The sequence below is a fragment of the Antarcticimicrobium sp. genome, assembly GCF_029212575.1.
GTDB lineage: Bacteria > Pseudomonadota > Alphaproteobacteria > Rhodobacterales > Rhodobacteraceae > Antarcticimicrobium.
The window spans coordinates 35,175-61,811 of record NZ_JARGPK010000022.1; the positions used below are offsets into that span (position 1 = coordinate 35,175).

The following is a 26,637-nucleotide window of genomic DNA, read 5'->3' on the forward strand; positions in this document are numbered from 1 at the left end:
GTCGCAAACTGGCGCTACCGCTGGTGGCAGGACAATACAGGAGGTCGAGCAGATGCCCACGACAGCCATTCACAACGTGCCCTTCGACCAACTCGAAATCGGCATGGAGGCGACGCGCACCCGCACCCTGCGGGCCGAGGATCTGTTCATCTTCGCCAGCAGTTCGGGCAACGTGAACCCGATGCACCTGCCCGAGGAGGACGGCGACGGCGACGGCAAGCCGGAGGCGATCGCGCCGGGCATGTGGGTGGCCTCGCTGATCTCGGCCGTGCTGGGTTGCGATCTGCCCGGCCCCGGCACGCTTTATCACAGCCAGACGCTGCGGTTCGTCGGCCGGGCCCATGCGGGCGACACGCTGACGGTAAAGGTGCTGCTGACCGAGAAGCGCGCCGACCGGCTGGTGACATTCGACACCTGGATCGAGAACGCCGCCGGGGACCGCATCCTCGAAGGCGAGGCGCAGGTCTATGCGCCGGAGAAACCGCTGAGCTTTGCCGCCGAGGATCTGCCCGGGCTGACGCTGCAGCGGCATGTGCATTTCGACCGGCTGCTGGCGATGGCCGAGCCGCTGCCGGCGATCCCCACCGCCGTGGTCGCCCCGGAAAAGCCCGATGCGCTGGCCGGCGCCATCCTGGCGGCGGAACATACGCTGATCGACCCGATCCTGATCGGCCATGCCGAGCGCATCGCCGAGGCGGCGGCGGAAGTGGGAATCGACCTGAGCCCCTATCGCATCGTCGATGTGCGCGATCACCGGCTGGCCGCGCAGGAGGCGGTGCGCATGGTGCTGGCGCATGAGGCGGCGGCGCTGATGAAGGGGCATCTGCACACCGACATCCTGCTGAGCGAGGTGGTCAAGCGCGAGGGCGGGCTGCGCAGGGGCGGCCGGCGGCTGAGCCATGTCTTCGTGATGGATGTGCCGGGGCTCGATCACCTGCTGATGGTGACCGACGCGGCGATCAACATCGCCCCCGACCTGCAGACCAAGGCCGATATCGTCCAGAACGCCATCGACCTGGCGCATGCGCTGGGCATGGCAGAGCCCAAGGTCGGCGTGCTCTCGGCGGTGGAGACGGTGAACCCCGCGATCCCCTCGACACTCGATGCCGCGGCGCTGTCGAAGATGGCCGAGCGCGGCCAGATCACCGGCGGGCTGGTGGACGGGCCGCTGGCAATGGACAATGCGATCGACATCGGCGCGGCGGCGACCAAGGGCATCCGCTCGCTGGTGGCGGGGCGGGCCAATATTCTGGTCGCGCCCAATATGGAATCGGGCAACATGCTGGCCAAGGAGCTGACCTTTCTCGCCCATGCCGAGGCCGGCGGCGTGGTGATGGGCGCCAAATGCCCGATCATCCTGACCAGCCGGGCCGATGACGACCAGGCGCGGCTGGCGTCCTGCGCGGTGGCCGCGCTCTATGCCGATCACGTCGCAGGAGACATTTCATGAGCGTGATCCTTACACTGAACGCGGGCAGTTCCTCGATCAAGTTCGGGGTGCACGAGACCGGCGACGAGCCGCCGCTGCTGGCCTCGGGGCAGGTGGAAAACCTTGGCCCGCTTGCTCGGCTGACGGTCAAGGGGGAGCCTGCGCGCGAGATCGGTCCGGCCGATCACGCCGTGGCGCTGCGCGCCATCCTGCAGGCGCTGGCGCCGGTACTGGAGGGGCGCGAGGTGCGGGGCGTCGGCCACCGGATCGTGCATGGCGGCAAGAGCTTTGGAGACCCGGTGAGGCTGACGGCGGAGGTGATCGACCAGTTGCGCACGCTGGAGCCGCTGGCGCCGCTGCACCAGCCGCACAACCTTGCCGCCGTGGACGCGGCGCAGGTCGCCTTTCCCGAGGCGCTGCAACTGGGCTGTTTCGACACCGCCTTTCACCGAGGGCATCCGTTCGTGAATGATGCCTTCGCGCTGCCGCGCCGGTTCTACGAACAGGGCGTGCGCCGCTACGGGTTTCACGGGCTGAGCTATGATTACATCACCTCCTGCCTGCGCAAGGACTGGCCGGACCTGGCCAAGGGCCGGGTCGTGGTGGCGCATCTGGGCAACGGCGCCTCGATGTGCGCGATCAGGGACGGGCACAGCGTCGGCTCGACCATGGGGTTCTCGGCGCTGGATGGCTTGCCGATGGGCACCCGCTGCGGGCAGCTTGATCCGGGCGTGCTGCTCTACCTGATGGGGCAGGGGATGGGCGCGGCGGAGATCGAGCGTATCCTTTACCATGACAGCGGGCTCAAGGGGCTGTCGGAGATCAGCCACGACATGCGTACGCTGCTGGGCAGCGACGATCCGCGCGCGGCCGAGGCGGTGGATTACTATGTCTTTCGGATTCGGCGCGAACTGGGGGCGATGGCCGCCGTTCTGGGCGGGCTGGATGGCGTGGTGTTCACCGGCGGCATCGGCGAACACGCCGCCCCGATCCGCGCCCGGGTGATCGAGGGGATGGAGTTTCTCGGGCTCGGCCTTGATGCCGGGGCGAATGACAAGGATGCCACGCAGATCGGCACCGGCCCGGTCGAGGTTCTGGTGATCCCCACCGACGAGGAACGGGTGATCGCCCGCGCCGTGAGCCGCGCGCTGGAATAGATCCCGGCCTGTGCCCGGGCGAAACAGGGAATGCAACATTTGCATGGCGCCGGGACGTTCCGTCACCTTCGCAAGACAGGCTTACGCATGGGCATCCCCGCGTCTATCCTGCCCCGAACAGGAGGAGACCGCATGATATTTTACGATTGTTCCACCGCGCCCAACCCGCGCCGGGCGCGCATGTTCATCGCCGAAAAGGGCTTGGAGATCGAGACCCGCGATATCTCCATCGCGAAGGGAGAGCAGCTTTCGCAGGAGTTCCTTGCGGTCAACCCGCGCGGCACGATCCCGGTGCTGGTCACCGATGACGGCACGGTTCTTGCCGAGAACCTTGGCATCGCCGCCTATCTGGAGGCCGCGTTTCCCGAGCCGCCCTTGATGGGGGTGTCGCCTGAGGAAAAGGGGCTGGTGATGATGTGGAACGCCATCGTCGAGCAGCAGGGCGGGATGCCGATCGCCGAGGTTTTGCGCAACACCAACCCCCACATGAAGGGGCGCGCCATCCCCGGCCCACTGGATTTTGAGCAGATCCCCGAACTGGCGGAACGGGGCCGCGCGCGCGTCGGGTTCTTTTTCGATCAGTTGGAGGAGCGGTTGCAGCACAGCCCCTGGCTGGCGGGGGAGCGGTTCTCGCTGGCCGATATCACCGGCTTTGTCTTCGTCGATTTCGCCCGTGTCATCCGCACCCGCATCCCCGAGGACAACAGCGCCACGCTGGACTGGTTCGAGCGGATCAAGGCGCGGCCCAGCGCGGCGCTTTAGGGGCCGGTTCAGCCGAGGTTATCCAGTTTCGCGTCAATCTCGGCCCGGACCTTTTGCGCCGCTTCCATCCGCAGCGGACCGTAGCCGCGGATCTCCATCGGGGCGGCGAGGACGGCGGTGAATTCCTCATTGCGGTCAGGGGTATAGCGGGTGGCGAGCCTGTCCAGCGCGCCCTCGTACCAGGCCAGCAGGTCGCGGTGCAGGCGGGCCTCCTCGTGGTGGCCGAAGGGGTTGAGCGGCGTGTTCCGCAGCCCCTTCATCCGCGCCAGCAGGCGGAAACCGGCGCCCATCCACGGGCCGAATTTACGCTTTTGCGGGCGCCCCCGGGCATCCTTGCGGCGGGACAGCAGCGGCGGGGCGAGGTGGTAGTTGATCTTGAAATCGCCTTCGAAGTGCTGGTTCAGCTCGGCGTCAAAACGTGGGTCGACCATCAGGCGGGCGACCTCGAACTCGTCCTTGTAGGCCATCAGCTTGAACAGCGACCGGGCCGTAGCGCGCAGCAGATCGTCGGAGGCGCCGGGGCATTTGGTACGAAAATCGGCCAATTTCGTACGGTAGCGCTCGGCATAGGCGGCGTCCTGGTAACCGGTAAGGAAATCGGCGCGCCGGTCGATCATCTGGTCGAGGGTTTCCTCCGGCGCCTCCTCTTCCCGATAGGCCGCCTCGAGCTGCTCCGGCGCGTCGGCCATGATCCGGCCAATGGCAAAGGCGGCGCGGTTGGTCTCGACCTGAACCCCGTTCAAAAGGATTGCCTGACCCAGCGCGGCGGCGCTGACCGGGACCAGCCCCTTTTGCCAGGCGAAACCCAGCATCATCACGTTCGCGAAGACCGAATCGCCCAACAGCTTTTCCGCCGCCGCGTTGGCGTCGAGGGCCGAGAGGTTTTGCGCGCCGATCACGCCGGCGATCACCTGCTCGCGGGCGTCGAGTTTCAACTGTGCGTCGCGGTGCAGCACCAGATCGCCGGTCGGCATCTCGGCCCGGTTCAGCACGAATTTCGTACCCTTGCGGTAATGGGCGCTGGCCTTGGGGGCCGAGCTGACGACGATGTCGCAGCCGATCACGGCATCCGCCGCGCCGGGGCCGATTCGCACCTGGTTGATCGCCTCGGGCGCGGACCCGAGTCGGATATAGCTGAGCACGGTGCCGAATTTCTGCGCGAAGCCGGTGAAATCCAGGACCGAGCTGCCCTTGCCCTCCAGATGCGCGGCCATGGTGATCAGCGCGCCGACGGTCACCACGCCGGTGCCGCCGACGCCGGTGACCAGCAGATCGAACGGGGCGTCGAGCGCGGGCAGGTCGGGGGCGGGCAGGGTGCCCTCAAGCCCGAGGAAATCCAGATCGGCCGCCGCGCGCTTGCGCCGGGTGGCGCCCTCGACGGTGACAAAGCTGGGGCAAAAACCGTTGAGGCAGGAGAAATCCTTGTTGCAGGAATTCAGGTTGATCCTGCGCTTGCGGCCCAGCGGGGTTTCGCGCGGCTCGACGCTGAGGCAGTTGCTTTCGACCGAGCAATCACCGCAGCCCTCGCAGACCAGATCGTTGATCCATGCGAACCGCTTGGGGTCGTCCATGGTGCCGCGCTTGCGCCGGCGGCGTTTCTCGGTGGCGCAGGTCTGTTCGTAGATCAGCACCGTCACGCCGGGGATCTCGCGCAGTTCGCGCTGCACCGCGTCCATCTCGGCGCGGTCGTTGAAACTGGTGCCGGTGGGAAAATCGCCGGGACGGAACTTGCCGATATCGTCCGAGACCAGCGCGATGCGCTGCACCCCCTCGGCACGGCAGGTCTGGGCGATGCCATGCACGCTGACCGGGCCGTCAACGGGCTGGCCGCCGGTCATGGCGACGGCGTCGTTGTAAAGGATCTTGTAGGTGATGTTGGTCTTCGCCGCGACCGCCTGCCGGATGGCGAGGCTGCCGGAGTGATACCAGGTGCCCTCGCCCAGGTTCTGAAAGATATGCTTGCCGCCGGTAAACTTGCTGGCGGCGACATGCGGCACGCCCTCGCCGCCCATCTGGGCATAGCCATAGGTTTCGCGGTTCATCCAGCTGGCCATCACATGACAGCCGATGCCGCTGGCCGCGCGCGAGCCTTCGGGAACTTTGGTCGAGGTGTTGTGCGGGCAGCCCGAGCAGAAGTACGGTGTGCGGTTGGCCCCCGCGACATTCAGCAGCGTCGGCGGCGTGTCGGTAAGCGCCTTGGCCTTTTGCGGCAGGCCCTCGTCGGGAAAGAACCGGTCGAGCCGGTCCGCGACGATGGGCGCCAGCATCAGCGGATCAAGCTCGCCCGTCCAGGGGATCAGCGGCGCGCCCTTGCTGTCGTATTTGCCGACCATTTTCTCGGGCTTGTGGCCGGGCCAGTCATAGAAATATTCCTTGAACTGGCTCTCGATGATGCCGCGCTTTTCCTCGACCACCAGCACCTCGTGCTTTTCGCGCACGAATTCCAGCGCGTCGCGCCGCGCCAGTGGCCAGACCATACCGACCTTGTAGATGTCGATGCCGAGGCGGCGGCAGGCGGGTTCGTCCAGACCCAGAAGGCGCAGCGCCTCCATCAGGTCGAGATGCCCTTTGCCGGTGGTGACGAAGCCGAACCGCGCGTCGGGGATGCCGTAGAGGGCGCGGTCGATCGGGTTTGCCTCGACAAAGCTCTCGACCGCGCGCAGCTTGTGCTGGATGCGGGTCTCGATCTCGGCGCTGGGCAGGTCGGCGGCGCGCACGTGCAATCCGCCGGGGGGCAGGTCGAGCGCGGGCAGGGTAAAGGCGCGGTCGGGCCGCAGCGTGACCGAGCGGGCGGATTCCACGGTTTCCGAGATCGCCTTGAACCCGACCCAGGTGCCGGAATAGCGCGACAGCGTCAGCCCGTATTCGCCGTATTCCAGGTATTCCTCGACCGAGGCGGGGTTCAGCGTGGGCATGAACCACGCCATAAAGGCAACGTCGGACTGGTGCGGCATCGAGGAGGAGACGCAGCCGTGATCGTCGCCGGCGACCACCAGCACCCCGCCCCTGGGGGCGCTGCCATAGGCGTTGCCGTGTTTCAGCGCATCGCCGGAGCGGTCCACCCCCGGCCCCTTGCCGTACCACATGGAAAACACGCCGTCGTAGGTGCAATCGGGATCAAGGCTGGCCTGCTGTGCGCCGAGCACGGCGGTGGCACCGAGATCCTCGTTCACGGCGGGCATGAAGGTGATGCGGTCGGCCTCCAGCCGTTTGCGCGCGCGCCACAGCTCCAGGTCGAGCCCGCCGAGGGGTGAGCCGCGATAGCCCGACACGAACCCGGCGGTGTTCAGCCCGGCGTCGCGGTCGCGGCGGGCCTGGTCCATCATGATCCGCGCCAGCGCCTGGGTTCCGGTTAGAAAGACGCGGCCGGAGGTATGGGTGTAGCGGTCGTCGAGTTGATAGGTGCGAAACCCGGTGTCCTGCTTGGTCATGGCGCGTGCCCCCTGGCGAATGTGATGCGGTGCAATCATGGCCCGCTGGTGGCGGAAAAACGTTTCAGATTTTGTGGTATTTCGCGGAATTTCGGTTAAGTCATTCATTGAAGTGGCTAATGACGAAACAGGAAACCACGTATGGATCTGGATCGGCGAGATATCAAACTGCTGCGGCTGTTGCAGGAGGATTGCAGGCGCTCGAACGCGGAACTGGCCGAGGCGGTGGGCATGTCGGCCTCGGCCCTGTGGCGGCGGGTACGCGCGCTGGAAGAGGCCGGGGTGATCGAACGCTATGGCGCGGTGGTCGATCCCGGCGAGATGGGGTTGGGGTTCGAGGCGATCGTGCATGTGCATCTGACCCGCCATGACCCGGAGCGGATCGTCGAGTTCATCCGGGCGGTCGAGGCCAGCGTTGAGGTGCAGGAATGCTATGCCACCACGGGCCAAGCCGATTATCACCTGCGGGTGCTGTGCCGCGATCTGGAGGCCTACAACCGGTTTCTGGAGGGGTTCCTGTTTCGTCTGCCGGCAGTGAACAGCGCCCAGACCAACGTGGTTTTGCGCACGATCAAGCGCAACCGGCCGGTTTCCCGTTAGGATTGTTCGCGTGTGCGAAACAGTCGATCAGGTGCGGGGCGGGTTGTTGAGGTTTCGACAAGTCGGCCGATCAACCGTGCCGGGTCGGCCGAATTTGCTTGCCTCATCCGGGGGCGTTGCATGAAGATGCGACAAATTGGCAAGTTATTGGTTTCCGATGGCCCAACTAGGGGGCAGGGCTTGAAATTCAACGGGGTCTCGTCGTGGTTTTCGCAGCGCCGCTTGCTGGCGGTTGCGGTCGTATGCGCGGCGGTGATGGCCATTGCGCCCGATGCGCGGGCCGAGACCGATCCGCTGGATGCCCCGCCGGAGCGGGTCCTGTTCGCCGAAGGAGATACCATTCGCGGCATCGTCGGCAAGTATCTGAGCGATCCGGACCTTTGGCCGGTGGTGCTGGCGCTGAACAACATCGCCTCGCCCGCCGATCTGGTGCCGGGGGTCGAGTTGTCGCTGCCGGTGCGCCAGGTGTTTGCCGCGGACAGCGCGCTGATGGCCTCGCTGCAGGCGATCCAGCGGGCCACGGCCGAGGGCGCGCGGATCTTTGCCCCGGCCCAGATCGGCAGCGCCATCGAGAATCGAGATTCCGCCGTGTCGCAGCGGGAACAGGGCGAATGGCGGCAGGTGGTCAGCTTTGCCGGGGTGGCCTCGGATTTTGCCGAGGAGGCGCTGGAGATTTCCATCGCCCAGCGCGACCGTGCCGCCGAGGCAGTGGTGTCGGACGTGCAGGGCCGGGTCGAGGGGCGGTCGCCGGCGGAACCGACTTGGTCGGACCGTGATCTGAACGACGTGCTGGTGGAATTCGAGCGGTTGCGCACGCTGTCGAATTCCACGACGCAGGTCACCTTCCGCGATCTCAGCCGGTTGCGGCTCAATCCCAATTCCAACGCCACCATCCAGCGCATGCGCTCGGACCCGCTGACCGGCGGCGAGGTGACCAAGGTTTCGCTGGCCGAGGGCGATTTCTATGCGCTGCTGAACCAGCTGTCGGACAAGACCGCCTTTGAGATCGAGGTGCCGGGGGTGGAGACCACCACGAATTCGTCGGACTTCTGGATCAAGAACGATGCCAGCGGCGCGCGTTTCGTCAACTACGATGCGCCGGGGCTGGAGATCGCGCGGGACGGGGAGACCCTGACCGTGGGCGAGAACGAAGGGGTGGTGCTGACCGGGGCCGGGGCGCAGCGGGCGCAGGTGCTGGAGAGCCCGATCGTGAAGGCGCCGGAGGTGGGCGCGATCCTCTACACGGCGGCGGCGCCGCTGGACTGGGACGCGCTGGAGGGCGCCGAAGGCTATTGGCTGGAGGTGGCGGCCGACCCGGGGTTCAACCAGATGAAGATCTCCGAATGGGGGATCCGGGAGGCGGGGTTCGTGGCCGGAGGGCTCACGCCGGGGCGCTATCACTGGCGGGTCGCGGGGCTGGACCGGCTGGGCCTGCCCGGGGCGTGGAGCACGCCGCGCGATTTCACCCTGCGGGTGGACGATACCCCGCCGTTCCTGACGCTGCTGTCGCCGGCCGACGGGATCATCCTGACCGCGCCGCAGACCGAGGTTCTGGGCGCGTCGGAGCCGGACGCGCGGCTGAGCCTGAACGGGGCGCCGCTGGACGTGGCGGGCGATGGCAGCTTTCTCGCCGGCCTGCCGCTGCAACCGGGGCCGAACCGGATCTCGGTCGTCGCCACCGATCCGGCCGGCAACGAGAGCCGCCGCAGCCTGAGCGTGGTCTACCGCCCGGCGGCGGCGGTGGAGATCGCGCTGTCCGACAGTATTCCGCGGGTCGACGGGGCGCTGGCAGCGCGGTCCGACGTGCTGTCGGTTCTGGGCCGCGCGACGGGCGAGTCCGGCGCCGAGGTGATGGTGCGCGACGAGGCCGGCGCGGAGGTTCTGCGCACCCGGCTGGGGGCCGATGGCGGGCTGGGGTTCACCGTGCCGGTGGACGAGGCGCCGCGCGCCTACCGGATCGAGGTGCTGGCACCGGGCGGTGCGGTCGAGGGGACGGCGGAGTTCACCGCGCTGAGCGACCGGATTCCGCCGGAGATTGCGCTGGACGTGCCGCCGCCGCGCGCCACCGGCGAGGATGTGGTGCAGGTGTCCGGCAGCGCCGGCGACGCGGTGCGGCTGGAACTGGACGGCACCGAGGTGCCGCTGACGGGCGGACGGTTCGACCTGACGCTGACCCTGCAACCGGGCGAGAACGGTTTTGAACTGGCCGCCAGCGACGCGGTGGGCAACGTGGCGGTGGCGCCGCTGCGGTCGCTCTATGACATCGATCCGCCGGAGATCCTGCGGGTCGAGTTGGGCCGGCCGCAGGGGCCGGACGGGCCGATCGAGATTGTCGCCGAGGCGCGCGACGTCAGTGGGCTGCGGCAGGCCGCGCCCTTTGTCATCGCCATCGACGGGGAAGAGATCGAAGGCTTCCTGCGCTGCGACAGCGCGGCGGGGCTGTGCCGCGCCAGCCTGCCGGCCGAGCCGGGGGCGTTGGAACTGATCGAGCTGATCATCGAGGATTATGCCGGCAACGCGGCATTTGAATAGGGACTGGCCGGTCGCGCAGGCGGACCGGTAACGGAGGAAGACGAATGCGGATCGCACGGAAATGGACAGCGGCGCTGCTGGGGCTGGCGATGCTGGCCGATGCGGGAGGCGCCCTGGCCCAGGACCAGGCCGCGCCGGTGGAAGACGGGCTGCTGGTGGTCTATGGCCGCCGCGCGGCGACCCGCGAGGGCGACGTCGACAGTCGCGAGCAGATCTTCTTCAGCCTGCCTGCCGATCTCCGGGACCGGGTCTATCTGCGGCTCTACGATCCCGAGACCGGCGGCGCGGGGGATTTCACCTATGGCGGCAGCGCGGATTCGGAGACCACCTATCGGCTGTTCGGGGGCGAGGGCGCCTTTACCGCCGCCGAGCGGCCGGAGCCGGTGACGGACGGCGCGCGCGCGGTGCGGCCCGATTTCGTCCCGGTGACCGGGCCGGGTGAGCTGCTGGAGGAGAAAAGCTGGCGTAACGAGCCGGAAACCGACGATCAATGGGTCACGCTGACGGCCCTGCGGGCGCGACAGGGCGAGGTGGTGGGCGAGCGGGCCTATTTCCGGCTCGATATCCAGGGGACCGAGGGTAACGACGGCAACAGCTATTCGCTGGGGGTGAGCCTGTCGCGCGACCGCGCCCGCCCGCCCGAGGGGCTGGAGATGTTTGCCTATCGCCCGACCGTGCGCTGGTCGGCGGCCAACCCGCCGACGCGAGTGCGGTTCACCCATGCCGGCGGGCCGGTGACGGTGCAAAGCTTTGACGGGGCCAACGGCGCGCTGAGCGTGGTCACCGATTTCGAGGATCTTGGGCTGCGGATCTCGGGGCAGGATTTCTGGACCTCGGACAGCGTCGAGACCGCCGACAGCAATCTGGCGATCAACCTGCTCGGCGGGTTCGAGGCGCCGAATGACGTGACCGTGGCTGTGTTCGATGCCGAGGGCGCGCCGGTACCGCTGCAGATGCCGCCGGAACGCGCGCCGGTGCCGGCCCGGCCAACGGCGGTGGGCAGCGCCCGGCCGCTGGCCGATTGCCGCTCGGTCGCCTTCGATGCCAGCGCCTCGACCGGGGGGGCGTTGCTGTCCTACCTGTGGGATTTCGGCGACGGCAACAGCTCGCAGGACCCGGTGATCGCCTATCGCTATGGCACGCCGGGCCGCTATACCGCCCGGCTGGAGGTGGTCGAGGACGGCACGCGCCCCGGCCGCGGCAAGGCGCTGGAACTTCCGGTGCATGTGCGCAACGCCCCGATCGCGGTGCCGGGGCCCGATATCGTGGTGGCGCCGGGCCAGCCGGTGGGTTTCGACGGCAGCGCCTCGCAACCCTCCGACAGCCCGATCACGCGCTATCGCTGGAGTTTCGGTGACGGCGCGGTGGCCGAGGGCGCGCGCGCCAGCCATGTCTATGCCACGCCGGGCCAGTTCCGCGCGGTGCTGCGGGTCGAGGATGGTATTGCCCACCCCTGCAACTTCGGGGTCGAGACGCGCAAGGTGATCGTCAACTTCCCCCCCGTGGCCGAGGCCGGGGCCGATCAGCAGGCCGTGGTGGGCCAGCAGGTGATCTTCAGCGCCGGGGCGAGTTACGACATCGACGGGCTGATCGACGCCTATGTCTGGGACATGGGTGACGGCACCGTGCTGGAGGGCGAGACCGTCACCCACCGCTTTACCGGCTCGGGCGCCTATACCGTGACGCTGCGGATCACCGACGACAGCGGCGTCGCCAATGACACCGCGCGCGACCGCATGGCGGTGGTGGTGAATGCGCCGCCGGAGCCGCGCTTTGACATTCCTGCACGGCCTGTTTCAGTTTCGGAGCTTGCCACGCTCGACGGGTCGGCCTCGTCCGACGCGGACGGGCAGATCCTGTCCTACATCTGGGATTTCGGCGACGGGGCAACCGGCGAGGGGCAGGTGGTGAACTATGCCTGGACCGAGGCGGGCGAGTTCAACGTCACGCTGACCGTGATCGACGACAGTGGCACCGCCTCGGCTCTGCAGACCGTCTCGCGCGTGGTGCGGGTGGATGCGGCGCCCATGGCGGATGCCGGACCGGACCAGTTCGTGACCGCCAGCGTGGTGCAGTTCGACGGCGGCGCCTCGCTGGATGCCGACGGCAGCGTGACCAGTTGGGAATGGTCGTTCGGTGACGGCGCGAGCGCCACCGGGCGGCGGGTGGAGCATGCCTATGAGCGGCCGGGTGTCTACGAGGTGGCGGTGGTGGTGCGTGACGACAGCGGCGCGCCGCTCAACGTGAACCGCGACACCATGCGGGTAACGGTGAACGCCACGCCGATCGCGGACGCTGGTCCGCCGCAGGTGGTTGCGCCGGGCGAGGAGTTCGTGCTTTCGGGGCGGGCCTCGCTCGATCCGGACGGGGAGATCGCGGAGTACCGCTGGCGTTTTCCCGACGGCAGCGAGAAAAGCGGTTTGCGGGTGGCGCATGCGCTGGACACGCCGGGGCTGCACCGGATCGGGCTGACCGTGCTCGACAATTTCCGCGGCGGCGCGGCGCAGGACGATTCCGAGGTGATGATCACCGTCAACGCGCCGCCGGTGGCGGTGGCGGGCGCCGACATGCTGATCGCACCGGGCGACAGCGTGGTGTTCGACGCGCGCCAGTCGTTCGATCCCGATGGCCGGCTGGTGAGCTATCGCTGGGAGTTCGACGACCTCGGCAGCCCGCTGGAGGCGCCGACGGTGGAACGCGCCTATGTGACGCCGGGGGTGTGGTCGGCGCAGCTTATCGTGGCCGATGACAGCGGCGTCGCCAACGGCAACGCCAGCGATGACGTGACGATCCGGGTCAACCATGCGCCGCAGGCCGAGGCCGGCCCGGCGCAGACGGTCGAGCGGCTTTACGTGGAGTTCGACGGCTCCGGCTCGTCGGATGCGGATGGCGACGCGCTGATCTATCGCTGGGATTTCGGCGATGGCTCGGCCCCGGCCTTTGGCCTGCGGGCCACCCATGTCTATCCTTCTCCCGGGGTCTACCCGGTGACGCTACGGGTCGATGATGGCACCGGGCTGGCCAACGCGCGGGCGATCGACGCCACAAGGGTCAAGATCCGCGCCAGGCCGATGGCCGATGCGGGCGGCAACCGCGATGTCTGCTCGGGCGAGCCGATCCTGTTCGACGCCTCTGACAGCATCGACCCGGATGGTGGGCTGCTGCTCTATTCCTGGGAATTCGGCGACGATTCCGGCTCCGACCTGATCAACCCGACAAAAACCTATGAACTTCCGGGTGTCTACCCGGTGACGCTGCGGGTTCGCAACGAAACCGGCACCGATTACGGCACCGACCTGGACCGGATCGCGGCGCTGGTGCGCGAAGGGCCGATCGCGGATGCGGGCGAGGATCTGAAGGTCTGCGCCAATTCCAAGGTCCGTTTCGACGGGTCCGGCTCTTCCGACGCGGACGGGGCGGTCAACGCCTTCAGCTGGACCTTCGGCGATGGCGGCACCGGCAGCGGTGACACGCCGGAACATATCTTTTCCCGGCCCGGCACCTTCACGGTGACGCTGACCATCACCGGCGAGGCGCAGGGCGCCTGCAGCCCGCTGGACACCGATACCGCCGAGGTGGTGGTTCTGCCGGCGCCGGAACTGTCGGTGGATGGCCCGGACCGGACCGCGGCGGGGGCATCAACCACCTATGCCGCGATGGTGAGCGAGGCCGGCGGCGGAACGGCGACGCGGTTCTCGTGGGACTTCGGCGACGGCTCGACGGCCGAGGGGGCCGCGGTTGACCATGCCTGGGCCGAGCCGGGCGCCTATACCGTGACCCTGCGCACCGAACTGGACGGCGGCAGCGAGGGCTGCGGCGCGCTGGAGGCGGTCCGCCGCGTGGTGGTCAACGCCGCGCCGGAGCCGCTGATCGACGGGCCGGTCGCGCTTGCCGTCGGGCAGGAGGCGAATTTCGACGCCAGCCTGTCGATGGACAGCGACGGGGCGATCATCGGCTATGCCTGGGACTTTGGCGACGGCAGCACCGCCAGCGGCGTGCAGGCCGCCCACAGCTTTGCCGAACCGGGCACCTATGACGTGAAACTGGCCGTGCGCGACGATGCCGGCGTCGGAAACAGCGTCGTGGTGATGACGTCGCGGGTGACCGTGCGGCCGGTGCCGGTGGCCAGCCTCAACGCGCCGCCGCCGGTCTGCCCGGCCGAACCGGTGATCTGGCGGGTGGATGCGGCACCGGAAACCACGGTGCGCTGGATGTTCGGCGACGGGCGCATGGCCGAGGGGACAGAGGTGCGCCATACCTTCAGCCGTCCCGGGCTGTTCCCGGTGCAGGTCACACTCGACGATGGCGCCGGGCTGCTCAGCAGCCGCTCCAGCGAAGAGGTCTATGCCCGGGTGAATGCCGCGCCCTCGGCGCTGGCCGGGCCCGACCGGGTGGTTTGCCCCGGCGAGACCGTTGTTTTCGATGCCGGCCCTTCGGCCGATCTGGACGGGAGGCTCACCGGCTATAGCTGGGCATTCAGCGACGGTGTGACGCTGGAAGGATCGCGGGTCGAGCGCAGCTTTGACGCCTCCGGCGCGCTGGAAGTGCAGTTGACCGTGCGCGACGACAGCGGCGCGGAAAGCTGCGACAGCGGCAGCGATACCGCCCGTATCCTGGTCAACGCGCCGCCCATGGTGGATGCCGGACCCGACCGCGAAGTGCCGGTGGGCGCGGCGCATGACGTGGTGCGGTTCGACGCCAGCGGCGCGCGCGATCCGGACGGGCAGGGGGTGCAGGTGACCTGGGAGTTCGGCGACGGGGCGGGCGCCTCGGGCGCGGTGGTGCGGCATGGCTACGCCGCGCCGGGCGAATATGTCGTGACGGTCGAGGGCCGCGATACCACCGGGCTGGTCTGCGGTGTGGCGCGTGACACGGCGGTGATCACCGCCCGCCCGCGCGACGAGTAGGCAGCGCATGCGGTTTCCCCTTCGCCTTAAGTTCTTCGTCTTCGCCGCGCTTCTGGCAGTGGCGCCGCTGGCGCTGGTCGGGCAGAACCTGACCCGGCTGACCCGGGACGAGTTGAAAAGTGCCGCGAACGAGGATCTGACCACGGTCGCGACGGAGTTGCGCGGGGCCTTCGACAACACGTTTCAGGGTCGCTGGTTGACGCCGTTGATGGTGATCCGCAACGGCATCGACAGCAACGAGCTGGGGGTGCCGCAAAAGGTGTCTCTGCTGACGCTGGGACTGGAGGAATTGCCGCAGGTGGTGGCGCTGCAACTGTCGGTGCAGGGGTCGGATCTGCCGATCCTGGTCACCAACGAGGGGTTCGCGGCCAAGCTGGCGGGGGCCGGGCTGGATCCGGTGAGGACGCTGGCGACCCCGCCCGACCTGATCAAGGCGATCGGGGCGACCGGGCAGTTCGGGCGGCCGGTGATCAGCCGGCTGGAGGAGACCGGCGACTGGATCGCCACGCTGGCGTTGCCGCTGACCACCACGATCGCCGGGCGGCAGGTGACCATGGCGGCCAAGATCGACCTGTCCGTACTGGGCGAGATGGTGCGCCGGCATCCGTTCTCGCAACGCGGCGAGATCAGCGTGGTCGATCAGGCCGGGCGCTCGGTTCTTGGCGGGGCGTCGGAGTTGCTGAGCGACCGGCAGATCGTCGCCTCGGCGATGCCGCTGATCGTGGCGGGCGCGCGGGCCGACGCGCTGGAGCCCTATGTGCGCCCGGGCGGCACCGCGATGCTGGGTGCCTATGCCTTTCCGGACTGGTTTCCCTGGGCGGTGATCACGGAGTTGAGCGAGGAGAGCGCCTATGCGGTGGTCAACGCCATCACCCGCCAGATCCTGATCGTCGGTCTTGCTGGCTTTGTCATCGCCAGCCTCGGTGCGCTGATCTTTGCGCGTCAGCTTACCCGGCCGATCCTCAAGATCGGCCTGGTGGCCGAGCGGGTCGGGGAGGGCGATTTCGCGGCCCGGGTCGAGGGGGTGCGCGTGCGCGACGAGATCGGCGACCTGGCCGAGCGGTTCAACCGCATGATCGGCGAATTGGGCGAGCGGCTGGAGCTGATGAAATTCGTCTCGCGCGGGACCGTTTCGGCGATCCAGAGTTCCCACGAGGACGGCATGCACCGGGGCGGCGAGCGTCGGCGCGTCTCGGTCATCTTTACCGATATCCGCGGCTATACCGAGTTTTCCGAACGGGTCCCGCCCGAGGTGGTGATCGAGGCGCTGAACAGCTATTTCGACGTCCAGAGCGACATCGTCGAGAAATATGGCGGCGATATCGACAAGTTCGTCGGCGACGCGCTGGTCGCGGTCTTCGAGGGCGAGGCGATGGAAGAGCGGGCTGTCACCTGCTCGGTGGAGATCACCGACGCGATGGCGCGCCTGCTGGAGGAGTACCCCGAGTACAACCTGCATGTTGGCATCGGCGTCGCCTCGGGCGAGGTGGTGATGGGCGCGATGGGGGCCAAGTCGCGGATGGATTTCACCGTGCTGGGATCGACCGTCAACCTCTCGGCGCGGCTATGTTCCAAGGCGGCGCCGGGGCAGGTGCTGATCGACGAGGCCACGCGGGACGCCTCGGCGCGGCTGGAGGGGATCGGTTTCGAATCGCTGGAGCCGATCCCGCTCAAGGGGTATGCCGCGCCGGTTCCGGCCTTTGCACCGCACCGGGTATGAGGGATCGGCTCAGGCCGGGTCAGGTGGCGAAATAGACCCAGGCCCAGGCCATCGCCACATAGGACAGCTGGTGCATCGCCTGATCGGCCCCGGTGGCCCGCCAGAACGCGGCCTTGGACGGGTCGAGCGCCTTGCGGTCGCAGTGCTGGCCCTTCCAGTAGTCGATATGGAAATGCACCACCCACTCCGCCGCGACCACGGCCGCGATGAACAGCGCCGGGGCGCCGATCACGGCAAAGACGATGACCGATCCCACGGCGTGAACGCCGGCATGCTGCGCCCGGCCCATGTGCCAGTACTCGCCCCGGCCAGTCAGCATCCGCGGGGTCTGCAGGTAGAAATCGGCAAACATGTGCTTGATCTGCAAGAGGCAGAACAAGAGCAGAAGCGTGCCGACGGTCGCTGTCACGGGTGGGCCCTCCAATAGCCGTGCAGGAAAACCTTAGGGGTTTCGTCCCAACGCTGCAATTGCCTGGTTGGGATCGCGCGGCTTGTCAGGTTTGACCTTGCCTCTTATCGTGGCACAAAGGCCAGTGTTTTCATCCATTCGTAGTGGGACCGGGACCATCGAAAAGACGCTCTTCGGCTTCATCTGGAAGTATTCGAAGCGGGATCAGCTGATTCTGCTGGCCGTGACCTCTTTGCTGTTCCCGATGCTCTATCTCACGCTGGAATTGCCCAAGAGGATCATCAACGACGCCATCGGCTCGCAAACCGAGATTGTCACTTTTTACGGCGTCGACATGGCGCAGGTCACCTTCCTGGCTGTCCTGTGCACCGCCTTCCTGCTGGCGGTGCTGGGCCACGGGCTGCTGAAGATGCGCATCAACACCATGAAGGGGGTGTTGTCGGAGAGGATGCTGCGCCGGTTCCGCTATCAACTGATCGCGCGCATCCTGCGGTTTCCCCAGCCCTATTTCGAGCGGGTGAGCCAGGGCGAACTGGTCTCGATGATCACCGCCGAGAGCGAGCCGATGGGCGGGCTGATGGGCGATGCGATCAGCCAGCCGGTGTTGCAGGCCGGGCAGATGATCACCATCCTGGGGTTCCTGTTTCTGCAAAGCTTCTGGTTCGGGGTGGCGGCGGTTTCGATGATCCCGTTGCAGGGTTGGCTGATCCCCAAGCTGCAGCGCCAGATCAACCTGCTGAACAAGAAGCGCATCCAGGAGGTGCGGGTTCTGGCGGCGTCGATCGGCGAAAGCGCGGCGGGCGCCAGCGCGCTGCGCGTCAACGGCGGCTGGCGGTACCGGATGGCGGCGGTCACCGAACAGCTGGGCCGGCTGTTCGACATCCGCTTCGAGATCTACCAGAAGAAATTCTTCATGAAGTTCCTCAACAACTTCATCGGGCAGATGACGCCGTTCTTCTTCTTTTCGATCGGCGGTTACCTGGTGTTGCAGGGGGCGGTGTCGCTGGGTGCGCTGGTGGCGGCGCTGGCGGCCTACAAGGACCTGTCGAGCCCGTGGAAGGAACTGCTGGCCTATTACAACCAGACCCAGGACATGGCGCTGCGCTGGGATGTGATCAACGAGCGGTTCGCGCCGCCGGGAATGGTCGATGAAAGCCTGTTCTCCGGCGATCCCGAGGAGACCCCGACGCTGAACGGGGACATCGTTCTGGACGGGGTCACGGTGAGCGATGCGGATGGCAACCAGGTGCTGGACGATCTCAACGCGACGCTGCCGGGGGGATCGGTGATCGGCATCGCGGCGCCCAGCGAGGAGGATCGCCGCGCGCTCTCCGATCTGCTGACGCGCGAGTTGCTGCCGGGGTCCGGCAAGGTCCGGATCGGGGATCGGGACCTGTCGACGCTGCACCAGGCGGTGATCGCGGCGCGGATCGGGCGGGCGTCGTCGCGTCCGGTCCTGTTCCAGGGCACCTTTGGCGACAACGTGATGATGCCGCTGCGGATGCGGCCGCAGACGGACAAGTCGGAGGCGGAGCATTTCGCCGAGGCACAGCGTGCCGGCAACAGTGCCGATCCCTATGACGCCGAATGGCTCGACCCGAAACTGGCCGGTCTGGACGATCCGCAGGCGCTGCGGGCCTGGTGGTTGCGGCTGGTGCAGGGGATGGGAACCGGCTCGGCTCTGTTCCGGCGCGGGCTGGATCAGAAGTTCGATCCCGCCGATCACCCGGAACTGGCCGAGAAGCTGGTCGAACTTCGTCCCAAGGTGCAGCAGGCGGTGCGCGACGCGGGGCTGCGCCAATACGCGTTCCTGTGCAAGCCGGAGCTTTACAACCCGGCCCTGCCGGTGGGCGAGAACCTGTTGTTCGCCACGCCGCGCCAGCCGATCACCCGCGAGTTGCTGGCCGAACAGGCGGATTTTCTTGCGCAGCTGCGCGCGATCGGGCTGGACCGGACCCTGCTGGACCTGACACGCGACGTGATCGACATGCTGCGCCAGATCTTCGGGCTGGACGGCACCGATCACCCGCTGTTTCGCAAGTTGGGGATCGATCCCGCAACCTATGAGACCGCGGTGGAACTGGTGGAGAAGACCCGCAGCGGCGGGGCGGAGGCGCTGAGCGGCGGTGACATGGCGCTGCTTTTGACGGTGCCGTTCCGGATTTCGGCGGAACAGATCGGGCCGGCGTTCTCGGCGGATCTGCAGGCCCGGATCGTCGAACTGCGCAACAGCCATGCGCGCGAGTTGCAGGACAGCCTTGGCGATCTGTTCTCGCCCCTGGACATGGGCAATTTCGCGCCCGGGTTCACGGTGCTGGAGAACGCGATGTTCGGCAAGAATTCCGAGGTGGCCGGCAGCAAGGGCGATGAATTGCGCCGGGTGGTTGCCGGGGTCATGGAGGAGAATGGCGCGCAGGATCTGGTGATTGAGCTGATCTATGACGTGCCGATCGCGCTGGGCGGGCAGAACTTGCCGGCGATCTTTGCCGAGCCCTTGTCGTTCAGCCGGGCCACGATCAAGCGACCGGACATCCTGATCCTCGACCGGGCGCTGGCGAGCTACGACGTGGAAACCCAGGAGGCGGTGTTCAAGAACCTGCGCACCCTGCTGCCGGAAACGACGCTGATCTACATCAACGACGGGTTCGAGAACGAGGAGGTCTTTGACCTCTTGCTCGAGGTGCGGCAAGGCCGGATCGTGAGCGAGGACAAGGACGCCGAGGGAGAAGAGGACAGCGGCGCCAGTGCCGATCTGGCCCGCAAGGTGCGCGCGCTGGAACAGACACCGCTGTTTTCCGGGCTCAACCGCAAGCAGCTGCGGCTGCTGGCCTTTGGCGCGCGCTGGTACAATGCGGCGGCGCGCGAGGTGATCTTTCTCAAGGGCGACCAGCCAAAGGATGGCGCCTATATGATCCTGGAAGGCGAGGCCGGGCTTTATCTTCCCAAGGAGGGGGAGGAGGACCAGTTGATCGCCAAGGTCGGTCCCGGCACGCTGGTGGGGGAGCTGGGGCTGATCCGCAAGGAGCCTCGGGCGCTGAGCATGGCGGCGGAAACCGAGCTGACCTGCCTGCGGATCGGAGAGGAGGAATTCCTCGCGGTGGTGGAGAACGACGCGGCGACCGCCTTCAAGCTGTTGCAGGTGGTTGCCGGCTACGTCTCGAACTGAGGCTTCGCTCCGGTTTAACTTTGCGGGGCTGCTTTATCCTTGCCGCAGAACAGCGAGTACAACAGCGCGATCACCTGCTCGGTATTGCTGTCGGCCAGTGAGTAATAGATCGTCTTGCCGTCGCGCCGGGTGGCAACCAGCCCCTCTTCGCGCAACCGCGCGAGCATCTGGCTCACCGCGGCCTGACGGATGCTCAGGAGGTCTTCCAGTTCGCCCACGGATTTCTCGCCGGTGCCCAGGTGGCACAGGATCATCAACCGACCTTCATGTGCCAGAGTCTTGAGAAAGGACGCGGCATCGCTGGCCTGTGTGGCCATGTCGACGGGTGTTTCCGGAGCCAGGTTCTGAACGGTCTGTGCGGTTTGAATGGTCACGGTGCGGATAACCCCAAATTAACTAATGGGGACATAATGCCTCAATTCCTGCCGTCAAGTCATCCCTCTGTTGCCGGCGCCCCGCCCTGAAAGGCGTTTGCGTTGACATAATCGCAGGGCGCGTCCTGCATTTGCAGGTGCAACCCGTCGCCGGTGAAGGGGTGGGCGCGGGCCAGATCCTCGTCCACCTCGATGCCGAGGCCGGGGGTTTCGGGCGGGGTGATGAAGCCATTTTCGACCCGGATCGTCCCCTTGATCAGCGCATCATGATAGGGGGTCTCGATGGTCTCGCACATCAGGATATTGGGGATCGAGGCGGCAAGCTGAATATTGGCGGCCCATTCCACCGGCCCGGCGTAAAGGTGTGGCGCCATCTGGGCGTTGTAGACCTCGGCCAGGGCTGCGACCTTCTTCATTTCCCAGATCCCGCCGGCACGGCCCAGGGCCGGTTGCAGGATGGTGGCCGCCCCCGCCTGCAGTACGGCGGCGAATTCGGCCTTGGTGGTCAGCCGTTCGCCGGTGGCAACGGGGATGCGCACCGATTGGGCAACGTGGGCCATCTCGGTCACATTGTCGGGCGGAATCGGTTCCTCGAACCACAGCGGGGAATAGGGCTCCAGCGCCTGACCCAGGCGAATCGCGCCGCCGGTGGTGAACTGCCCGTGGGTGCCGAACAGCAGGTCGGCGCGGTCGCCCACCGCGCCGCGGATCGCCTTGCAAAAGGCGACTGACATGGAGATGTCGGACATCGCCGGCATGTGCCCACCGCGCATGGTGTAGGGCCCGGCCGGATCGAACTTCACCGCCGTGAAACCGCGCGCGACGCAGTCGGCGGCGGCCTCGGCGGCCTGTTCGGGCGAGGTCCAGAATTCGGCCAGATCGTGCTGTTTCAGCGGGTAGAGATAGGTATAGGCGCGGATGCGGTCGTTCATCCGTCCGCCGATCAGGGCATGCACCGGCCGGTCGCGATCCTTGCCGAGGATGTCCCAGCAGGCGATCTCGAGTCCGGAAAACGCGCCCATGACGGTGAGGTCGGGGCGCTGGGTGAAACCGCTGGAATAGGCGCGGCGGAACATCAGCTCGATATCCTCGGGGTTTGTGCCCTCCATGTGGCGCGTGAACACGTCGCGGATCACGTGACCCATTGCCTCGGGCCCGACCGAAGAGGCATAGCATTCGCCCCAGCCGGTGATGCCGGTGTCGGTGGTGAGTTTCACGAGGATCCAGTAGCGGCCGCCCCAGCCGGGCGCCGGCGGTGCCGTGACGATGATGTCGAGATCGGCGAGTTTCATCGTGCGGTTCCCATTTGTGGTGCCGGGCCGGGGCCGGCCTGCGTCAGCGATCGAACAGGATCACGTTGCGCTTGGCGCTGCCGGTCTTGGTGTCGGCGATCGCCTCGTTGATCTGTTCCAGGCTCCAGCGGCCCGAAATCAGCTCGTCCAGTTTCAGACGGCCCTGCTCGTAAAGGTCGATCATCCACGGGATGTCGCGCTGGATCACCGTGTCGCCCATCTTGGAGCCGATCAACCCCTGACCCTGGAACGACATGCCCATGGGGTCGTACTCTGCCTTGGTGCCGGAATGCGGCATGCCGATCATGATCGCCTTGCCGCCCCAGCCCAGGTAGCGCGGCGCATCGTTATAGGCCGGGATCGCGCCCACGGTGATCATCACCACGTCCGCGCCGCGCCCGCCCAGTGCCTTGTAGGCGGCGCGCCAGGGCTTGGGGTCGGTGGCGAGGACGCCGTCGGTGGCACCGAAGCTCTTGGCGATCTCCAGTTTTTCCTCGGTCATGTCCACGGCGACGATGCGGCGGGCGCCGGCGATGCGCGCGCCCTGGATCGCGTTCAGCCCGACACCGCCGGCGCCGATCACCACCACGTCCTGGCCGGCGCGCAACTGCGCCGCGTTCACCGCCGCCCCGACTCCGGTGATCACCCCGCAGGACAGCAGGCAGGCGGCATCGCGCGGCATGGCCTCGGGGATCCTGACGATCTGGCTGTGATCCACGACCACTTTTTCGGCAAAGGCGCCGCAGGCCATCGCCTGCAGCAGCGGGCCGCCGTCGGCGGTCTTGATCGGGTCCTGGACCCCGTCGGCAGGGTTTTCGCAGATCGTCGGCTTGCCGCTGGCGCAGTTGGGGCAGGTGCCGCAGGCGCGGATCAGGGTGACGACGACGGTGTCGCCCTCGGCAAAGCCGGTCACGCCGGGGCCGGTGGCGGTGATGCGGCCTGCGGCCTCGTGCCCGTAGACCGCCGGGAGATGGCCACCCCAGCCGCCCTCGGCATAGGAAATGTCTGAATGGCAGATCGCCACGGCGTCGAGCGTGACCTCGACCTGGCCGAGGCCCGGTGCGTCAAGCTGGATCTCCTCGATCACCAGCGGCTTGCCGAATTCGCGGCACACGGCGGCCTTGATGGTTTGCATGTCTCTCTCCCCGATTTCGCGACAAACCTGACCGTCCCGTCGCGGCAGGGCAAGCGCGAATTCGTTCCTTTCGCGATCCGGTTACGTCACGGAAGAGCGGGCGCGCAGAAACAGCGCCAGCGCGCCCAGCAAGAGGACCGTCGCCAGCAGAAAGGGTGCGCCGGGAAGGTAGATCGGGGCGCTCTCTGCGGTGAAGGCGGCAAAACTGGTGGTCATCATCAGGGGCGACAGGATCATCGCCAGCGCGTTGACGCTGGTCAGCACGCCCTGAAGCTCGCCCTGCGCGTCATCGGGGGCCCGCCGCGACATGATTCCCTGCAGCGCCGGCACAACCACCGCGCCCAGGGCGGCGATGGGTGTCAGGATCAGCGCCAGTGTGCCGCTGGCGATCACCGCGATCAGCGTCGCGCTGATCGCGTCGAGGACCAGCCCGAAAATCACCGTTCCCCGGTCGCCGAGCCGAAACAGGAACACCCGGATCAGCCCGCCCTGCACCAGCGCCACGGTGACCCCGAACAGGGCCAGCGACAGGCCGATCACCTGGGTCGACCAGCCGAAGCGCTCTTGCGTGAAATAGGCCCAGATCGCCGGATAGACGTAGAGTGCGACCGAGTAGACGAAGAATACCCACAGTAGCGGCCTGACCCCGGGCAGGTTCGAGACCGCGCGGAAGGCGCACAGCGGGTTGGCCCGCGCCCAGGTGAACGGGCGGCGAATACGGTCGGTCACGGTTTCGCGCATTACCAGCAGGCCAAAGGCGAAGTTGGCCCCGGCCAGCAGAGCGGCGGCATAGAATGGCGCGCGCGGCCCAAAGGCGCCCAGCGTGCCGCCGACCAGCGGCCCCAGCACGAAGCCCAGCCCGAATGCGGCGCCGACCAGGCCGAAGTTGGCGGCCTTGTCCTTGGGTGCGGACAGGTCGGCCATGCAGGCGCTGGCGGTGGCCTGGGTGGCCGAGGTGATGCCGCCGACCACGCGCCCGAGCAGCAACAGCCAGATCGACCCGGCCAGCGCCATCACCAGATAGTCCAGCGTCAGCACCGCGAGCGAGACCAGCAGCACCGGGCGGCGGCCGAAATGATCAGACAGGTTGCCAAGGCCGGGGCTGCACAGGAACTGCATCACCGCGAAGACGGTCGAGAGCACGCCGCCCCAGATCGCGGCCTGGGCCAGGGTTCCGCCTTGGACGTCGCGGATCAGGTCGGGCATCACTGGCATGATCAGCCCGACGCCCATGGCGTCGATCATCACGGTGATCAGCAGGAACAGAACGGGCAGGCGCACAGGCGACGGCTCCGGAACAGGGCAGGGGGTGCGGCGACGCTAGCCGCCGGTCGCCCGGACGGGAAGCGTTAATCCGCTTTGCCGCGCCGCGATGCGCCCACATCCGTTTTGGCGATCCGGTCGAGCAGCGCCGCGAGCCCCGCAGGGTCGGAGAAGAACGGCGAATGCGAGGTGGGCAGCGAAAACACGTGATCCCCGGGCCAGTCGCGGACCATCTCGGACTGGTATTCGGGTGGGATGGCGTGATCCTCGGTGCAGCGGATGTAGTATTTCGCAACGCCGGCAAGGCGGTCTGTCACCGTGAGCGGTGTGGTCTGAGGGGCGATTGCCTGCGGGGTGAGGCGGGGCATGGCATAGGCGACCGCCGCCTCCGGGCAGTCGTGGTAGAACAGCTCGGGCGCCATGTCGGGATCGAAGGTGAAGGAAATCCGGTCTTCGGACCGGCGCACCGCCGGCATCAGCGGCTGGCGCTTGGCGCGCTTGCGCATGTCGACCATCGACAGGCCCGAGATCGGCACATAGGCGCAGAGATAGACCAGCGCGCGCATCGCCTCCGGCGCGGCCTCGCCCGCCGCGCTGATCGGGTAGCCGCCCCAGGAATGGCCGAGGACGATGGTGTTGGGCGTGCTGGCGGCCAGGATCGCGTCGCGGCTACCCTCCAGCGTGACCTCGGCCAGCGGGGTGGGGTCGTCGCCGTGGCCGGGCAGGTCGATGGCGCGGGCGGTGTGGCCCAGTGCCTCCAGTGCGGGGATGACGTCGCGCCAGCACCAGGCGCCGTGACAGGAGCCGTGGATCAGCAGGAAATCGGCCATGTGAAGTCTCCGGTCAGATGTGTCCGATGTCACGCAGAAAATCGGTGAGGGCCTCGGCATAGGCCGCAGGCTGGTCGACACAGGGCAGGTGGCCGCCGCCGCGGATCAGGCGGAAGGTCGAGCCGGGAATGAGATCGACCGTTTCGCGCACGAGGTCGGGCGGGGTGGCGCCATCGGCATCTCCGGCGATCCCCAAAGTCGGCAGGCGCAGCCCGCTGGTGGGGGTGTAGAAATCGGTGCCGCCGATGGCGGCGGCGCAGCCGAGGTAGCCCTCCAGCGGTTGGCGCGTGAGCATGTTGCGCCAGAGCGCGAGCTCAGCGCGGTCTCGGAACGCCGCACCGAACCAGCGCTCCATGGTGGCGTCGGCCACGCTGTCCAGCCCGTGGGCGCGGATCTGGGCGATCCGTTCCTCCCACATCTGCTTGGTGCCGATCTTTGCACCGGTGTTGGACAGCACGAGCGCGCGCACCTGGTCCAGCCGCTTGACCGCCAGACCCTGGGCGATCATGCCGCCGATGGAGAGGCCGACAAAGACACAGCCGCGCACCCCCAGATGATCCAGCAGCCGCTCGGCGTCGCGGACCAGCGCGCCCATCGCATAGGGCCCCTCGGGCAGCGAGGACAGCCCGTGGCCGCGCATGTCGTAGCGGATGATCCGGAGCCCCGGGGGCAGCAGCGGCAGCACCGCATCCCACAGGCGCAGATCGGTGCCCAGAGAATTGGAGAACACCAGAGGCGCGCCGCCGGGATCGCCATCGACCCGGTAATGAAGCTGAACGTCGCCCAATTCGGCTATCTGCACGGCGGTCCCTCCGGTTCCTTTGGTGCAGCAATACCCAAGGGGACCGCCGGTGGCCAGCGGTCAGGATGCGGGGCCGATTGCCGACCCCGCACAGTTTATCATGTCAGAGGATCACCAGATCGTCCGAGAGGAGGCTGGGATCGCCAAGGCCCTCGATCGTGAGGACGTTGTCGGCGTCGATCTCGATCACGGTATTGCCATCGACGACAGTGGCGCTGTCGATCAGGTCGGCAACCGTGGTGCCCTCTTCGAGCAGGCGGGCGTAGATCCTGATCGTGTCGACGTCGTCCTTGAAATCCGCGATGGTGTCGGTCCCGCCGCTGAAATCGAAGGTGTCCGTGCCGCTGCCACCGATCAGCAGATCGTCACCCAGTCCGCCGTCGAGAGTGTCGGCTTTCTTGTTGCCCAGCAGGGTGTCGTCGCCTTCATCGCCGTAAAGCACGTCCTTGCCGCCCTTGCCGACCAGCCTGTCATTACCGAACCCACCGACGATCTCGTTCGCGCCGTCGGTTCCGGTGATCTTTGCGTCGATATCGCCGTTGAATGAGAATCTTTCGAAGTTGACCGCGGTGCTGCCGTCGATATTGGCATCCGTCGAATTGAAATTGCCGGTTCTCAGGTTGAAGGACAGGGAATCGGTCGCGGCGCCGTCATAAAAGGCCATCAGCATGTCACGGCCGTTGCCACCGTCCAGTGTCTTGATGGCGTCAAAGGCCGTCTCGACCTGGTCGTTTCCATTTCCGGCCTCCCCCCCAGCGGCCCCCTGGCGGGGGCTGTTGTAGGCGGCGCCCGTGCCCCCGAACAACCGGTCGGCGCCCGCGTCTCCCA

At 67.2% G+C, this 26,637-nt stretch carries 16 protein-coding genes and 1 pseudogene; 8 read left to right on the forward strand and 9 right to left on the reverse strand.

What is annotated here, in order from left to right; all coding sequences use genetic code 11:
• The first annotated feature begins 52 nt into the window (after positions 1–52).
• The 3 genes from P1U75_RS04485 (at position 53) to P1U75_RS04495 (ending at position 3,348) form a co-directional block, all read left to right on the forward strand.
• The gene (locus tag P1U75_RS04485; protein WP_300240297.1) at positions 53–1,450 is read left to right on the forward strand and encodes a bifunctional enoyl-CoA hydratase/phosphate acetyltransferase; all 1,398 of its coding nucleotides are present in this window, start codon (positions 53–55) and stop codon (positions 1,448–1,450) included.
• Positions 1,447–2,586: an acetate/propionate family kinase gene (locus P1U75_RS04490; protein WP_300240300.1), complete on the forward strand. Its 1,140-nt coding sequence runs from the start codon at positions 1,447–1,449 to the stop codon at positions 2,584–2,586. The genes P1U75_RS04485 and P1U75_RS04490 overlap by 4 nt, the downstream gene beginning before the upstream one ends.
• A gap of 132 nt (positions 2,587–2,718) precedes the next feature.
• Positions 2,719–3,348: a glutathione S-transferase gene (locus P1U75_RS04495; protein ID WP_300240302.1), complete on the forward strand. Its 630-nt coding sequence runs from the start codon at positions 2,719–2,721 to the stop codon at positions 3,346–3,348.
• An 8-nt stretch (positions 3,349–3,356) separates the two neighbouring features.
• Here the strand turns inward: P1U75_RS04495 and P1U75_RS04500 are convergent, their stop codons facing one another.
• Complete coding sequence (locus P1U75_RS04500) at positions 3,357–6,779, reverse strand: indolepyruvate ferredoxin oxidoreductase family protein (RefSeq protein WP_300240305.1); 3,423 nt, start codon at positions 6,777–6,779, stop codon at positions 3,357–3,359.
• Positions 6,780–6,920: 141 nt separating this feature from the next.
• Between P1U75_RS04500 and P1U75_RS04505 the strand changes: the two genes are divergently transcribed.
• The 4 genes from P1U75_RS04505 (at position 6,921) to P1U75_RS04520 (ending at position 16,538) form a co-directional block, all read left to right on the forward strand.
• The gene (locus P1U75_RS04505) at positions 6,921–7,379 is read left to right on the forward strand and encodes an Lrp/AsnC family transcriptional regulator (RefSeq protein ID WP_300240308.1); all 459 of its coding nucleotides are present in this window, start codon (positions 6,921–6,923) and stop codon (positions 7,377–7,379) included.
• A gap of 180 nt (positions 7,380–7,559) precedes the next feature.
• Positions 7,560–9,911: a FecR domain-containing protein gene (locus P1U75_RS04510; protein ID WP_300240311.1), complete on the forward strand. Its 2,352-nt coding sequence runs from the start codon at positions 7,560–7,562 to the stop codon at positions 9,909–9,911.
• 44 nt (positions 9,912–9,955) lie between these two features.
• Positions 9,956–14,818 (forward strand): PKD domain-containing protein, encoded by a 4,863-nt coding sequence (locus tag P1U75_RS04515; protein WP_300240313.1) that lies wholly within the window; start codon positions 9,956–9,958, stop codon positions 14,816–14,818.
• A gap of 7 nt (positions 14,819–14,825) precedes the next feature.
• Positions 14,826–16,538, forward strand: a complete 1,713-nt coding sequence (locus P1U75_RS04520) for an adenylate/guanylate cyclase domain-containing protein (protein WP_300240315.1) — start codon at positions 14,826–14,828, stop codon at positions 16,536–16,538.
• Positions 16,539–16,557: 19 nt separating this feature from the next.
• Here P1U75_RS04520 and P1U75_RS04525 read toward each other — a convergent pair whose 3' ends face one another.
• Positions 16,558–16,947: a DUF3307 domain-containing protein gene (locus P1U75_RS04525; RefSeq protein WP_300240317.1), complete on the reverse strand. Its 390-nt coding sequence runs from the start codon at positions 16,945–16,947 to the stop codon at positions 16,558–16,560.
• Positions 16,948–17,191: 244 nt separating this feature from the next.
• Between P1U75_RS04525 and P1U75_RS04530 the strand changes: the two genes are divergently transcribed.
• Entirely contained in the window at positions 17,192–20,113 is a 2,922-nt protein-coding gene (locus P1U75_RS04530; RefSeq protein ID WP_300240333.1) for an ABC transporter transmembrane domain-containing protein, read from the forward strand.
• Positions 20,114–20,127: 14 nt separating this feature from the next.
• Here P1U75_RS04530 and P1U75_RS04535 read toward each other — a convergent pair whose 3' ends face one another.
• The 7 genes and pseudogenes from P1U75_RS04535 to P1U75_RS04565 all read right to left on the reverse strand — a co-directional run.
• Positions 20,128–20,430, reverse strand: coding sequence for a metalloregulator ArsR/SmtB family transcription factor (locus tag P1U75_RS04535; RefSeq protein WP_300240336.1), 303 nt, complete (start codon positions 20,428–20,430; stop codon positions 20,128–20,130).
• Positions 20,431–20,546: 116 nt separating this feature from the next.
• Positions 20,547–21,779, reverse strand: a complete 1,233-nt coding sequence (locus P1U75_RS04540) for a mandelate racemase/muconate lactonizing enzyme family protein (protein WP_300240320.1) — start codon at positions 21,777–21,779, stop codon at positions 20,547–20,549.
• 43 nt (positions 21,780–21,822) lie between these two features.
• Complete coding sequence (locus P1U75_RS04545; RefSeq protein WP_300240322.1) at positions 21,823–22,914, reverse strand: Zn-dependent alcohol dehydrogenase; 1,092 nt, start codon at positions 22,912–22,914, stop codon at positions 21,823–21,825.
• Positions 22,915–22,995: 81 nt separating this feature from the next.
• The gene (locus P1U75_RS04550; protein ID WP_300240324.1) at positions 22,996–24,195 is read right to left on the reverse strand and encodes a TCR/Tet family MFS transporter; all 1,200 of its coding nucleotides are present in this window, start codon (positions 24,193–24,195) and stop codon (positions 22,996–22,998) included.
• Between the two features lie 68 nt (positions 24,196–24,263).
• Positions 24,264–25,007 carry an alpha/beta fold hydrolase gene (locus P1U75_RS04555; protein ID WP_300240327.1) on the reverse strand — a complete coding sequence of 248 codons (744 nt, stop codon included), beginning with the start codon at positions 25,005–25,007 and terminating at the stop codon, positions 24,264–24,266.
• A 13-nt stretch (positions 25,008–25,020) separates the two neighbouring features.
• Positions 25,021–25,809: a 3-oxoadipate enol-lactonase gene (gene pcaD / locus P1U75_RS04560; RefSeq protein WP_300240329.1), complete on the reverse strand. Its 789-nt coding sequence runs from the start codon at positions 25,807–25,809 to the stop codon at positions 25,021–25,023.
• A gap of 103 nt (positions 25,810–25,912) precedes the next feature.
• Positions 25,913–26,637 (reverse strand): annotated as a pseudogene (locus P1U75_RS04565) (hypothetical protein); the annotation flags it as partial.